At 52.9% G+C, this 13,397-nt stretch carries 16 protein-coding genes; 7 read left to right on the forward strand and 9 right to left on the reverse strand.

The features are described 5' to 3' along the window. Positions 1–762, reverse strand: coding sequence for a phage antirepressor (locus EL234_RS07850; protein ID WP_126416928.1), 762 nt, complete (start codon positions 760–762; stop codon positions 1–3). A gap of 182 nt (positions 763–944) precedes the next feature. Between EL234_RS07850 and EL234_RS09360 the strand changes: the two genes are divergently transcribed. Further along, a complete protein-coding gene (locus EL234_RS09360; RefSeq protein WP_164712438.1) occupies positions 945–1,094 on the forward strand; it encodes a hypothetical protein in 150 nt (49 codons plus the stop codon). Here EL234_RS09360 and EL234_RS07855 read toward each other — a convergent pair. From EL234_RS07855 to EL234_RS07885, 7 genes are all read right to left on the reverse strand, one after another. Beyond that, a complete protein-coding gene (locus EL234_RS07855; RefSeq protein WP_126416929.1) occupies positions 1,079–3,040 on the reverse strand; it encodes a DNA polymerase in 1,962 nt (653 codons plus the stop codon). The two genes, EL234_RS09360 and EL234_RS07855, sit on opposite strands and share 16 nt — an antisense overlap. A gap of 82 nt (positions 3,041–3,122) precedes the next feature. Next, positions 3,123–3,326: a hypothetical protein gene (locus EL234_RS07860; protein WP_126416930.1), complete on the reverse strand. Its 204-nt coding sequence runs from the start codon at positions 3,324–3,326 to the stop codon at positions 3,123–3,125. A gap of 15 nt (positions 3,327–3,341) precedes the next feature. After that, on the reverse strand, positions 3,342–3,893 hold the full coding sequence (locus EL234_RS07865) for a DUF2815 family protein (protein WP_126416931.1): 552 nt from the start codon (positions 3,891–3,893) through the stop codon (positions 3,342–3,344). A gap of 25 nt (positions 3,894–3,918) precedes the next feature. Then, entirely contained in the window at positions 3,919–5,055 is a 1,137-nt protein-coding gene (locus tag EL234_RS07870; protein ID WP_126416932.1) for a DUF2800 domain-containing protein, read from the reverse strand. Then, positions 5,048–5,470, reverse strand: a complete 423-nt coding sequence (locus EL234_RS07875; protein WP_126416933.1) for a hypothetical protein — start codon at positions 5,468–5,470, stop codon at positions 5,048–5,050. The genes EL234_RS07870 and EL234_RS07875 overlap by 8 nt, the downstream gene beginning before the upstream one ends. Then, positions 5,467–5,703 carry a hypothetical protein gene (locus EL234_RS07880; RefSeq protein WP_126416934.1) on the reverse strand — a complete coding sequence of 79 codons (237 nt, stop codon included), beginning with the start codon at positions 5,701–5,703 and terminating at the stop codon, positions 5,467–5,469. Before EL234_RS07880 ends, EL234_RS07875 begins: the two co-directional genes overlap by 4 nt. A gap of 60 nt (positions 5,704–5,763) precedes the next feature. Then, complete coding sequence (locus tag EL234_RS07885; protein ID WP_126416935.1) at positions 5,764–6,285, reverse strand: sigma-70 family RNA polymerase sigma factor; 522 nt, start codon at positions 6,283–6,285, stop codon at positions 5,764–5,766. Between the two features lie 690 nt (positions 6,286–6,975). On the opposite strand from EL234_RS07885, the gene EL234_RS07890 reads away from it, so the two are divergent. The 4 genes from EL234_RS07890 to EL234_RS07905 are packed head-to-tail and all read left to right on the forward strand — an operon-like array spanning position 6,976 to position 10,255. Beyond that, positions 6,976–8,148, forward strand: coding sequence for an ABC-three component system protein (locus EL234_RS07890; RefSeq protein ID WP_322787220.1), 1,173 nt, complete (start codon positions 6,976–6,978; stop codon positions 8,146–8,148). After that, entirely contained in the window at positions 8,132–8,362 is a 231-nt protein-coding gene (locus EL234_RS07895; protein ID WP_126416937.1) for an ABC-three component system middle component 7, read from the forward strand. Before EL234_RS07890 ends, EL234_RS07895 begins: the two co-directional genes overlap by 17 nt. Next, a complete protein-coding gene (locus EL234_RS07900; RefSeq protein ID WP_126416938.1) occupies positions 8,352–9,998 on the forward strand; it encodes a DUF2326 domain-containing protein in 1,647 nt (548 codons plus the stop codon). The genes EL234_RS07895 and EL234_RS07900 overlap by 11 nt, the downstream gene beginning before the upstream one ends. Before the next feature lie 2 nt (positions 9,999–10,000). Next, a complete protein-coding gene (locus EL234_RS07905; protein ID WP_126416939.1) occupies positions 10,001–10,255 on the forward strand; it encodes a helix-turn-helix domain-containing protein in 255 nt (84 codons plus the stop codon). A gap of 150 nt (positions 10,256–10,405) precedes the next feature. On the opposite strand, the gene EL234_RS07910 is transcribed toward EL234_RS07905, so the two are convergent. After that, positions 10,406–11,248 (reverse strand): DNA adenine methylase, encoded by an 843-nt coding sequence (locus tag EL234_RS07910; RefSeq protein ID WP_241968988.1) that lies wholly within the window; start codon positions 11,246–11,248, stop codon positions 10,406–10,408. A 97-nt stretch (positions 11,249–11,345) separates the two neighbouring features. On the opposite strand from EL234_RS07910, the gene EL234_RS07915 reads away from it, so the two are divergent. Both EL234_RS07915 and EL234_RS07920 read left to right on the forward strand, forming a co-directional pair. Then, on the forward strand, positions 11,346–11,582 hold the full coding sequence (locus EL234_RS07915; RefSeq protein ID WP_277870825.1) for a helix-turn-helix domain-containing protein: 237 nt from the start codon (positions 11,346–11,348) through the stop codon (positions 11,580–11,582). Then, positions 11,583–12,533 (forward strand): DUF7687 domain-containing protein, encoded by a 951-nt coding sequence (locus EL234_RS07920; RefSeq protein WP_126416942.1) that lies wholly within the window; start codon positions 11,583–11,585, stop codon positions 12,531–12,533. Positions 12,534–13,397 lie beyond the last annotated feature (864 nt).

The following is a 13,397-nucleotide window of genomic DNA, read 5'->3' on the forward strand; positions in this document are numbered from 1 at the left end:
TTAATTACCGCCGTTTTCTTGTTCGATCACCGGCAGCAGGCCACGCTGGTTTTTCAGCAAGTCGTAGATAAACAGGCGACCTTTTTGAGTCCAGTACATGTGAGTTCGGGTTTTGCCCTCGTCATATTCATGGGTTTTCGACTGCGTGTAACCCTGCTCTGCGTATTGGGCGTAGAGGAACCAGCGACCAGACTGGCGAAACTGCACACCCTCATCGGCAAGAATCCGATTCAACCGCTTAGCACTCAGCCCGTAGTCTTTCGCAATCTCTGTGGTCGTCAGCAACGAATCCGACTGCAACACAATGTCGTAATACGACACTTTCGGTGCCGCCTCCAGCAGTGCTTGTTCGGCTGCTAACCGTTTTGCTCGCTCACCACGTAGCCGCACGAGCGCCTGTTCGAGTAGCTCGTCGTTATCCAAAATCTCGTCAATGGCATACAAGCCGTGACGGCGAATCGACGGCAACACCTCATCGAAAACCCAGGACTCGAATTGCTGAGCCGCTGGCAGCTGCGACGAAGCAACCAGCCGATACAGGTCACCTTCGGTAATAAACCGCACCTGCTGGATACCACCAGCGGTTTGAAGGGGGTAGTGTTTCACGACCCCCTTGCAGTGACGAGCTAAAGCGTCCTTAGTGTTCACATATCCGAGGGCGGTGGCCACATCGCGGCCACAGAAATAGACCTTGCCATCGTGCTCTATCGTGCGAACCGTACCGAACGCATCATTACTAAACGCTTGAAGCGTGCTAGCCATGATCGGCTCCTTTTCTGAGAGCCAGAACTGACTATGTCCGCACACCGCCCACTGCGGTTTGCGTGAGGCTCTCAGCTATACGCCCCTGACAGCCCTCCAATCCGGACGGGGTAACTTAGGTCACTTTTTGAACCGGGTTTACCCAGCCGACAAAAACACCACAGACCACAACAATCGGCAGCATGGATCACGCAACAATGAGAACGATGCTGGAGTTCATGGACGACGAGATGATCTTCGAATGGTCATACCAACTCCAGGCAGACCCACGACCACAAGCCCGCGACCTCTACCTGTTCATCGAAGGCTATGTGGATCAGTCTTTCCGGTAGAACTCGCACTCATACCCATCTGCAGCTAGCGGCAACCCGTCAGCCCAATCAGGCGCGGTGGCCATGAGGGAGCATATTTCTTCGACGGTGGCGGTGGCGGTTTCGACGACGAGTTCGTCGTGGACGTGCATGACAATCCTGTGCCCAGCATTCGCGACGTGGTGCATGCCGTGAGTGAGGAGGTCTCTGGCGGTGGCTTGGACGATGTTCTCGGTCAGTTTCCCACCATAGGTTTCCATCACGCCCCATTTACGTCCAGTGGTAAGGCCTTCATAGAGGATTGAGGTGCCACCGAATCGGTTTTCACCTAGCCGTGGTTTCGCATAGGCGAGCCGTCGCCTAGAAGGCAGCCCGATGAACAAGATCCCAGACTCCACTGAGAAAGTTAGCGAGCCAACACTAGTGGGCGTTCGAGTGGTGATCGCCTCAATAGCGGCAGTGTTGATTTGTTCCCATAGATCGACGATGTTGGGGTTGGCGGCTCGCCAGGCGTTCACGATGGGTTGTAGCTCGTGTTCGGCTAGGCCCATGCGCAAGGCTCCCATGGCTTTCAGCGCGCCCACCGAGCCGCCGTACCCGCAGGCGAGAACCGCGATTTTGCCTTTCTGCCGCAGCTCACTGTTGATGCCGTGTTTGTCCACCGGTACACCGAACATCCTGCTCGCGGTTTCGCAATATAAGTCTTTGCCCTCACGGAAGGCTTGCAGTGTGGTGGTTTCGCCAGCCAGCCATGCAATCACGCGTGCTTCAATCGCCGAGAAATCAGCGACGACGAACTTATGACCGGGAGTGGGGATGAATGCAGTGCGGATCAGTTGGGACAGTGTGTCGGGTACTGATGGATACAGCAGTTCGAGTGCATCGAACAGGCCATCTCGGACGAGGCCGCGAGCCTGGGCAAGGTCGGGCAGATAATTGCGTGGCAGGTTCTGGACTTGCACCAGGCGTCCAGCGAACCTTCCGGTGCGGCCTGCACCATAGAACTGGAGGAGTCCGCGTCCGCGCCCATCACGTCCTGCTACGTGTTGCATCGCCTCGTATTTCTTGACTGAGGATTTGGCCAGTTCGCCTCGTAGTTCTAGGGCTTCGCGCACGTCGCCGGTAGCGGTTTCAAGGGCAGTAGCGACTTCTGCTTTGGTCAGCGAGGTCATCGGACATCCTTTGCTGGCGAGCCATTCCTTGAGTTGGATGGGCGAGTTTGGATTATCCAACCCGGTGAGTTGCTGGGCACGCGCGAGCGTGGTGGCTCGGTGTTGGGTATCGCATTCGACTGCATGATCGACGAGTGTGCGATCCAGCAGGATCCCAGTGTCATTAATCGTCTGGTCTAAGGCGTAGGTGTCCCATTCAGTATCTGGCATTGGGAAGGCGGCGAGCCGCTCGTGGATAGCTAGCTCAACTTCCACATCCCGACAGTTATAGGCTTTGAATGCTTCCCACGCGTCCGGATCAGCCGAGGGCGGGTTACGCACCGATGCGTGATTGAGCACGCTCGGCTTGGCTGGGGTGCAAAACTGGGTGATCAGTTTCTTTCCTCCCCGGTCTTTCTGTACTGGTAAGTCCAGTACGGTCGCTACCTGGTCTAGGCTCATCGGTAACCCCAGATAGGCAGACCACACCATCGTGCAGTGCCACTGGGCAGGATCAAGAAAACGCCGCCCAGCAAGCAGTTCTGGGTGGTGGCGGTGGATCCAGGCCGACAGGCAGACCCGTTCGAAGGCGGCGTTGAACGCCCACTTTGTCACGCCCGGATCAACCACAGCCTCCAACACCTCGACAGGCAGATCTTCGCCTGAGGCGAGATCGACCACCTCTACCGGGTTACCGTCGATGGAGTAGCCGAAGAGGAGGATGTCGAAATCTTTGTGTTCGGCATACGGGTAGACCCCGGATTTAGCGAGATTGACGGGGCTATAGGTTTCGATATCGATGAAAAGTTCACGCATAAAAGCTCCAACTAAGACCTTCAGGGAGGAAGCCCACTCCAATAGTTTGAAGAAGGCTCCCTCCCATCCGCTGTGATAACGGTTAGTCGACGACCCAGTCGCCGGTCACGTCCGGTACGCCAGCAGCAGGCTCGAGGGTGTCTGCCGCTTCGTGACGTCGGTTTTTCCACCATTTCCTAGCCCGGATTTGGATTGTTGCGACGACCCATCCCAAGGCCGCCCCACCAACCAGCGAAATAACCGTGACATTATTGGCAGCTAGCGTTGCTGAAAAACACTCAGACATATTCAGCGCTCCCATCTAGCTCAGAAAATCGTCTGTGGCAGCGAAGGCACCGAAGTCGTCTTCAGCGGAGACGCGGTTACCACCAAGGGGTTCACCGTCACGGAGTTTCTGGATATTGCCCAGTCCGCAGGCGATTCCCTTGTTGCCGTTGGTGTTGAACGCATAGAAGCTGATACTGACCCGCGCATAGCAGCCGGAGTACACCTCGGTCGGATCCAGAATCGGTTGCAAGTCGGTGTCGACGACCTGCGGTGGGGTGATGGAGTTGGCGTTGACGAACATAGCGTTCGCATAGGCCTCGTCATCACGCTCGACATCACCATCACGCAGCGGCAGCTTCAAAGCTGCTTTGTTGGGTCGTTTGCCACCGAACTTGCCGATGCCCGCTTCGATTGCCGCGTCGACGGCGCGCTCGATCTTGGCTAACGTGTCGGTATCGTGTTTCGGGATGATCAGCGACACCGAATACTTCGGCTTACCACCTTGGATCGATTTCGCTTCGAAAATGTTCGCGTATGACAGGCGTACTTCGCCGGTGACCACGCGGGTCGGATTTGTTGTAGACATCGTGTCTTACCTTCTTTCTTGATTGTTACTTGGTTTGTGTAAATTCGGTGACCGCGTCCCTCGTGGTGAGGGCGGGTCGTTTATCTGAGTCAGGGACGAGGGTGGGTTTACCTGCTGGTTTGACCACCACGTCCCCAAAGAGTTCGCCAAAGCGCTGTTTACCTAGCTGTTTTTCCAGTGCGGTAATGGTTTTCAGCTTCCGCTCCCAGATGTCAGTGACACCGGCAGCCTCAGCCACTTGAGCAACTGCTTGCTCGCTGGTGTATTTCCGGTTCGACCGGCCTTCTACGAGCTTGAAACCTGGCCAGTGTTTGCCTTGATTGATTGCGAGGGAGAGGGCGTGGGCTTCCACGTCAGCAGCCCAGGCTTTGAGCTGCGGCACTTTCGCGAGCACGTCAGCGATTTCCACATCAGAAAGTTCTGCTGGCGCAGCAAACTCATGCTTGGCGATGGCGAGGTTGGCCTCCGCACGTGCGCGGCAGGTTGGTGCGAGCTTGCAAAACCGGCACCATTCACCCGAGGTAAACTCGCCCTCTCCTACAGCAGCGAGGCTGGCGGTTGGTTTAACTACCTGTTCCGCCCACACCTCCAGATCCGTGACAGAGAGCGTCCAGGTGGAGATGCTGGCTCGCCGAGGCTGATAAATCGTCACCGCGACCTGACTGATGTCGTACAAGGCACCGAAAGCTTGCAGCGCTCCGAGTGCGTACAACATCAACTGCGGATTGTTTTCTGCCTCAACGAGCACGCCCTGTCCATATTTGAAATCAATGACTTCGAGCGTGGGTTCGGCGATAATCACCGCATCCCCGGTACCAAAACCACGCGGCACCACGTGAGAGAAATCCAGCCGCTGCTCGATCAACACGGTGGGATCCCCACACGTTTCACGGGCATGACGGAGCCGTTCTTGAACGAAGCTCACGTAATCATCCGTGAACGCTTCCATCTCCGTGTCGATCCACTCGGAGACAGGTTTGATAGTGGGCCCATCATGCAGGGCACGGCGTAGTTTCCACTCCGCTAGGGCGTGAGCGGCCGTGCCCTGCTCGGCAGCATCCGATGTCGTCCCAGGCAGGTCTGATTCCAGCCGGGCCGACGGCGGACACGCCAACCAGCGGTGTGCCCCAGAAGCACTTAACAGCGCGTGTTGGTCAGGCATCACCAATCGCCTCCGCCTGCCCCAACAACCACCCATACTTTTCCGCAGGCACGTTGGACAGCTTGTCCGCACCGGTTGCTTGGATCAGTTCACGAACCTTCACGGTATGACCCGCTTGCGACAACTTGGCGAGCACCGCGCGTACTTGCTCCAACGACACCTGTTCAGGTACCGGCTCAGAAACTGGAGCAGGCTGTGAATCTGTCTGCTTGAGTTCCTGTCCAGGCTCGGTGGTAGCTTCGACCAGTGCTGGTTGGGCTAGCCGTAAAGCCGCGACCGGACGCACACCAGGCATGCCTGCATGATCCTCAAACCGTTCCCACGCCGCTTCTTCAAGGGCTGCTGACAGTGCAGTCAACCCTTGAACAATGGTGTTAATAGCAACAGTCACTTTGTTTGATTCGGTGATGTTCACGCCACATCACCACCATCGTTCACCGCGTCAGCCAAAGCTGTTAGATCATCGCGTGGTTCGATGACCTCAATACTCGATACTTGTCGTCCGGGCACCACCACCGTGACTTGCTGTTTTCGACCTAGCAGGCGAGCCAGCAGTCGTTCACGCAACGTGACCGTGCGGGCTGACACTAGCGCGTCAGGATCCGGCTGGTCAGTGACCCGGATTCGTAACTTGTGTCGTGTAACCATGTGAATACCTCTTTCTCGAGGGTCTAGTTAGGTGTGCGAACCACCGTTTGGGGCTTGCACTTATACGTCCTCGACAGAGGTGGAATCCGGACGGGTTGAGCCGTGCTGTTTGTGAATTGCTTTTTTGGCACGGTTAACGCACTGGCGAACCCCGTCAGCCAACTTGTTTATCTCCGACTGACTTGCATCCGGGTTCTCTTGCCGGGCGATGTCGGCATACGAAAGACCGTCACCCAAAGACAAGGTCAAATACTTCTTCTGCTGGTCGGTTAGAGGGAGAAGTATCTGAGCGACGACCTTTTCGGCCTCTGCCTGCTCGGCTTGCTGGAGCGCATACACCTCAGGCAAAGACGTGCCGTGTGCTTCAACTTCCGCGTTATCCCATGGCTCGACCGGCCAATCCGAATACGACGTATCCTTACGTTTACGGGCATTCTCCTGCGCACGGAACTGCTCATATTCGGCAGCAAGCCATGCGACCTTCCACTCCGGTAGAAAATCAGGATTAAGAATCTGCTTGCGGACCTCATCATCAGGTAGATCAGGCAGTTCGAGCCATGCATAACCGCGCTTAGATGGCACAAAAACATGCCAATGCTTCTGGCCTCGAGAATCAGTTTTACAACGGCTTTCATACGGACGAGGGGTATTATTTTTCTTTGTCATCTCGGCTCCTTCCCGCCGTTAAGCGGATTTGGAGCGAGACCGGTTGAATCGTGTTAAAAGCGATTGCGAGACCTAGAAGTGGTTGGGCATAAAGAACGGGTCACCCCACCACGGCAGTGATGGAGTGACCCGTGGGCACCCAACCGGGTCTCGCAATTGCTAATAAGTAGGTACGACCACGCCCAGCTGGAGTCGTGGAAGGTAGAAAAGAATGCCGCGCTGCTGTGCACCGCAACCCAGCACCCAGTGATGTCACTTCCTGCGTGACTTAGGTCTGGCCTGTGCTAGAGCTGAGGCCGCGATTGATTTCGTGCGAGCAGACGACCGCTTATCTCGAAGCGCGTTTGAAGCTTTCTTAGCTACCGACGATGATGTCTGTTTAGAATTCCTATTGCTCATCTCATGTCACCTCCTTAAGCGCTTTACCTGTTCGTCTTTTTGCTGTACTGATCGACCTTTTTGTTAGAGGCTTCGAGTACAATGAAGAAGGTTTTCCGTCAGCTTCGTTGGACCCGTTACCACTGCTGATCTTTCCGAAGGTGGCGCGAGAAGTCCTTGCCACGGTTTTGCCGTCGTTTTGCCATCGTTTTCCAGGAGGGAGGTGTGATGGCACAGATCTGCTTCGCAACCTTCGCTGCTGCGCTCATGAGCGCTTTGCCGAGCACCTTCGGTCAGCAGCGAGTGTGCTCAATGTTGATCGACTGGATTGACGCTGAGGATTCAAATGGCGAATACATTTATGTTGACCCCAAGCTCGCGACGAACTTGATGAAGCAAAACATCGATGTTCCACGATCAATTGTTGAAGCAATCACTCAAACCGACCGCAGTAGCGATGCTGAAGACGCTTTTGTTGAAATCAGCGATAAAGTGATGAAGGACTTCGACGCAGATTTGGTAGCGCAACTCGTCCAGCTTTTGGAAAACGATCCGCAAGTAGCGACGACTACCTGTTCGGCGATGAAGGAACACTATGCGAATTACGGTTTGGCTGCCTTCCTTTCTAGGGTGTTCCTCTATGCCTGCAAGCGCCCCAATAAGAAGCGCAAGGATCAAATTGTTGATGCGGATGGTTGGTTTATCGACATTTCCCAGAACGTGTGTCCCTTATGCGGCAAGAATCCTTTGATGAAGACAGACGGCGGTGTCCCCACGGCTCTGTATGACGTTTTCGAGATTCCACAAAGTCCGAAATCAGCGAAAACCTACCGTGTACTTGTCTGTTTACAATGTGCTCGTAGCAAGAAGATGACTGCGACGGATCTCTTGTCCGAACCAGAAGGCTGGGAACCGCTGAGGGCCGCCTATCGATCCTATGAGACGGTGCAAGAACTCAATGAAGTCTTTTCCGCTGGTACTGCACCTCAGGATTTAGGCCGAGTGGTGCGAGCACTTGCTGAAGCTCCCGACCCTCATGCGCCGGAAGAGGTCTCTCCTGATAAGTTCGAAGCAACCGCAGTCAGCAGGAAGATCCGCCCGGAGTACTACGCACTTTGCTTAACTATCAAAACACTGGCAGAGGCGTACTACTACAAAGTGGGAAGCCTATTTACTGCGTTAGATGATGGTGAAGAACGCGCATACCGACGCATCAGAACCAAGGTACGCGCGATTTATGACGACGCAGTGGAAGTCACTGATGACCAACAGTTGATTTTCAATGACTTTGTTGATTGGGTCGCAAAACAAGCCGATGTTCCCACCAGATCCCAAGGTGCACTCATCGTCGCTGCTTTCTTCGTGCAGAATTGTCAGGTGTTTGATGAAGTATCCAAGTAAAGTCGTGCCTTTCAATGAATCTACGTTGGTGTTCTTTGCCCCGATTTTGAAGGCTCTAGGGAACAAGACGCTGCAGCCTGCAAAGCTCTATACCAAGATCCCGAAGGCGAACCGCCCCTCACTTGATGAATACGTAGACGCCTTGACATGCCTCTTTGCCCTTGGACGCATCGAGCTTGACCAACAGACAGGAATGGTGCACCGTGCTGATTGAAGTTGATTGCGACGCGTTCAAGAAGAACCGCCCGAGCCCGATTCCTTTCAAACCTGGCCTCAACATAGTTCTTGGTCTGACGAAAAACGACAACAATCCAAACTCAATCGGCAAATCAACCATGCTTATGATCTTGGACTTTGTATTTGGAGGTACCGACTACATCCGACTAGCCAAAGACGCGCTAGACGAAGTTGGGCCACACGAATTCCGATTCGCGTTCAAGTTCGGTGACACCATACGCAAATTCACTCGCTCTACAGAAAAATCGAACGTCATCAAAGCGCTAGACCCACACACTCACCAGTGGTATGAGATGCCTTTAGAGGAATATAACGCTCTCTTAGCGCGCCAATACGGGATCGAAGAACTCGGGTTAACCTGGCGCAACGCAGTTAGCGGATCCTTCAGAATCTGGCAGCGAAAGAACTATGAAACCAGCTTGCCTCTATCGACATTCCGATCAGACACCCACAAACAAGGAATTCTGCGCCTCCTTGGCCTGTTTGATGAATATTTGCCTTTGAAAGAAACACTCGAGATTGAGTCAGAGTCACGTAACGCCTTAGAGGGGGCGAAAGCAGCGACCAAACACTACGACCTTGTCGTTGCTAAAAACTTAAAAGAAGTAGAAGCCAACCTTGCTCGCATTGAAGAGCTAGAGTCGCAACGCGACCTACTCCGCGTTGCAAGTAGTGAAGGGCGAGAGACTCAGCTTTCTGCGCAGGAAGCAGAACAGCTTGCAGAAATTCAAAAAGCCAAGAGCAAACTGCTGCGCCGACGCACACGTCTGACTAACCAACTACGCGCACTAGAATCGGAAGACACCTTGTCCAACGAGTTCAAGGGAAGAACTAGGTTCGACGGACTTACCGAATTCTTCCCAGAGGCAGACCTTCGACACATTAAAGAAATAGAGTCTTTCCACCGTGATATTAAAAAGATTCTGACAAAGCAGATCAAAGAAACCAGCCTTGAAATCCGTGAAGAAATCCAATCACTTAACACCCAACTCGATCGGCTCGACAACGAACAGACCGCAATTACGACGGCTCCGACCCCGGGAGTGAAAGCACTTGAGTCGTACCATGCCATCCAAAGTGAAATAGGGCGCTTAACTACCGCTAACCGCCATTACCAGACTCGTGACAAGTTCCAGACAGAGCTCAAACAAGCGGAGAACCAACTCAAAGAAGACTCTGCCAGCATCCTTGCCAGCGTTCAGAAAACGATGAACACAGCGATGGCCAAGATCGACGGGTACCTCACAAACGAAAAACGAACCGCACCTGAGCTAACACTGCGCGAGATCGACAGATACGGTTTTCAAATCGTCAATGACTCCGGGACAGGATCAGGCTTTCGAGGGCTGATCACATTCGATATCGCCCTGCTGGAGACATCAGCCCTACCCGCCATCATTCACGACTCATTTATGATCGCTAATATAGAAAAAGCTACCGTCGAACGGATCTTGCAGCGCTACGCAAGCATCACTGACAAGCAGGTATTCATAGCAATCGACGAGATCGACCGCTATCACACTGACATCCAGCAACTCATCAAAGAGCACACGCGTATCGCACTTGGTGAAGGAGAAGAAGCACTCTTTGGTCGAGAATGGGGAACGAAGTAAACATGGAAACACCGAAAAAAACTCCACTCACCCTACGCCTGGATTACACCAAACTCTGGAAGCTCCTCATTGACAAGAAGAGGAAGAAAGAAGACCTACGTAGGGAAGCGGGTGTGTCCGCTGCCTCCATTTCGCGTCTGACCAGGGGAGAAAACGTCACCACTGACACGCTTCTCCGAATCTGCCAGTACCTCGACTGCGACATCGCCGACATCTGCGAAGTTGTCTCCTCCAACCCGAAAAGAGAGACTAACTAGAAAACTAACCACCTTCCTCGCCAAATCTGATAGGCAATATGGAGTGCGACACCCGTAAATAAAGCTCGAATGTGCTGTTAATACCGGCGCTACTCAGCGATGGCTTTGAATTTTGCTCAGCGATTGCAAGCATCGGGGTAAACCATTTAGTCAGAACAGTAGCTGGTCTGGCTCATACGTCAGTAAAAGTCGATCTGTCACATGCTCGCCTACTGTATTCTGTCCGTCAAGTTGAAAACGCCTTAGCATAGAGGCGCCTACAGCGATGTCAACCTCCGTTTCGAAAATACCCTCGGGAATATTAAGAGATACTTGTTTAGATCCACTTCTTTTGGAACCGTCGATGGATAGTGCGACTCGGATTCCCCGAGATTTAGCATCGTCTATTCTGGCTACCAGCTCTTCGAATATGAAACGCTGGGCACCATACAGAATCTTTTGACTATCTACATAGGGCGGATCACAGTAAATTAAATCACCAGATTCGGCGTCTGCAAATGCTTCTTCATAACTACGACAAGTAAAGGTGGTGTTTTTGACAGATTCCCGCCATGCATACACACGTTTCTCGAATGCCTCCGTCGAGATCGGAGTGTGGGCACCAACAGGTGTCGACATATAGCCATCGGATTGCCGGAAACGAATGACACCGCCGTAGCAAGCACGACTCAAATAAATAAATTCACTGCCTCGCCGTGTTCGATTGAACTCAGCCAAGGCGGTTTCGTACACGTCTTTCTTGTCTTTTCCTTGCTCCAACTGGGAACGATACCGATCATATGCGGCTACTAGGTCTTCGGGGTTCTCAACGACCGCTTGCCAGATTTCTATGAGAGGCTCCAGGACATCGGATCCGTGTCCTGACGAGGGCCGAACAGCCCCCAGCACGGCGCCAGAGCCGAGAAACGGCTCATAATATGTACCAAAATTCTGGGGAAAGTACTGCGTGATTTGCCGAGCAACTCTTTGTTTGTTGCCGACCCACTTCAGCAATTGGGGAGGCGGGGCTCCGTGCGTAGATCTCATGTTTGAGAGGATACCAGGATATCCGAATTTTAGATAATCAAATATCCGAATATAGGCTCGCCTTGTGGATAAGCGCACACTACAAGCTCGCAGGCTACAGGTTGCCGGTGCGATTCGGTCTTGGCGATCCGTTAGGAGGATGACGCAAGCTGAGCTTGCGTGTGCGCTCGGCGTCCCGCAGTCCTGGGTTTCGAACGTCGAATCGGGAGCCCGGCGTTTGGACATTGTAGAAGCAGAAGAACTCGCCAAAGCACTCGGGATATCAGTTATCCAGTTGCTAGAGGAACGAGGTCGTGAATAAATGAAGGCAGATTCACAATGGCTACGTATGCCCCAGGAATTTTGGCATTACGTACGTGCCCTCTCCGAGAACCTCGGTTACTCCAGGCGCAAAACAATCCTCAAGCATACTGAAGAAGACATCCGGCGCGGACTAGCTAATCTTGGGCTTTCTGCCGATGAACTAACCAGCAACCCTGAAACAAAGTTTTCTACCATTCACTTGGCCAATTATTTTAAATTCCGAGCCGACTTGATCGAAGGTTTCATTGCAGATCATTTGCAGACGGCAGAAGAAGCAAAAGCGTTGTTTGAAAGTGTGGTTGAAACCTACACAGACGGATACACCTTCACTTCGAACAAGCAAGGCTTGGAAAACTCCCGACTCTATAAAGTGATTGATGGAGTTCCTGCTGAAGCACCCTTCAATAAGCAAAAGGGAGAGAAGCGTGATATTGACTTCCTTACGGCCACGTCAAACATTTTGATTTCTCACTATTTGCAAGGGCGAGATTTCGATCAGGATCCGCGTCGTTTGCCTGTATTCACCGAAGAGGGAGTCATGGTGGGGTCGATGAGTCGCCGCATGGACGGTGCATTCCCGACATGCACAAATCCTATCGCTCTTTGGGAATTCAAGTGCTACTACTACACCACCACTTTCGGCTCTAAAATCAGTGACGCAATCTATATCGCGGATCTCGATGGTTTCGAGCGTCAAGTGGTCGAACGAGAAACAGGCACACAACTTTCTTTGACTCTTTTTGTGGATGCTTATTCAACTTGGATGGATCAAGGTAAGAGCTACTTATGTCGCATTATTGACCTTTTGCACCGTGGAGCAATTTCAAATCTGATCATTGGCTCGGAAGTTGTTACTGCGATCCCGTCGCTAGTCAACGAATGGCTCAAAATTGAAAAAGCTGCCCCCAGAACTGATGAGCCAACTGCCGCGCCAAGTGATTCTGCCTAATTCTGTCAGCCCTGTTATCTCCTTCGATAATGTGAGGTTCATCGAAGCTATCCGCACATCCATCAAGGTGGAGCAGAAATCGGAGAAGGCCAGTCTCTTTCAGAGTGGAATCACTAATTGGATATAACCCTTTCCAACGTAGGAACATCGATTGTTGTAGTCATTTTCCGAGTTGCATGACACAAAGTCGGAGAATCCAGTGGCTGGGACGGCCGAGCGTGCCTGTCCTATCATTAACGGAATAAAACCATTGCTGTCGTTAGTACGCGTACAGCTTCCCTCGGGGGATGCCCGGCCAAGTCCGGGGCGTGAAGCACGACATTGAACGGCGAGGCGGTGTGAACTTCTTCGGGTGCGCTGCAGCGCTATATGCCTGCTTCAGAAGACGCTACGGCGGCGCACTCGCCAGCCTTGGGGTGGTTTCGAGTGCCGAAATGGCACACGTTGCCACAGAATGTACATGTACGGCGTTAACAGATAAGTCCCCGTGATAACCGCATTCGGAATCACCTAGGTACTTGCGGCGCATCCCGGATGGCAGCCGCGAAAGCTCAAGTGTTGCGATCCTCGAGTGTTGACCTTTTGCTCCGAGCTCGAGACCCCTCATTCACTCGAGGTTTTTCTGTGCTGCAAGGTTTTCGTGGCTGAAACACATGAGGTAACGTTCCATTTGGTTTTCAACTGTCGGAAAATCGTTTACTACGATTTAGATCGTCCTTCCTGCGCGTCTCACACATAGACGACCTAATGAATGCAAATAACTAGCTCTAAAACCACATATCTTTTAGCGCTACCAACACAATTTGGCGGGACCCATATGGTTGTCAGAGCGAGGGTGGCGCCGAGCATGCCTATGTAACGCAG

Source organism: Trueperella bialowiezensis (assembly GCF_900637955.1).
Classification (GTDB): domain Bacteria; phylum Actinomycetota; class Actinomycetes; order Actinomycetales; family Actinomycetaceae; genus Trueperella; species Trueperella bialowiezensis.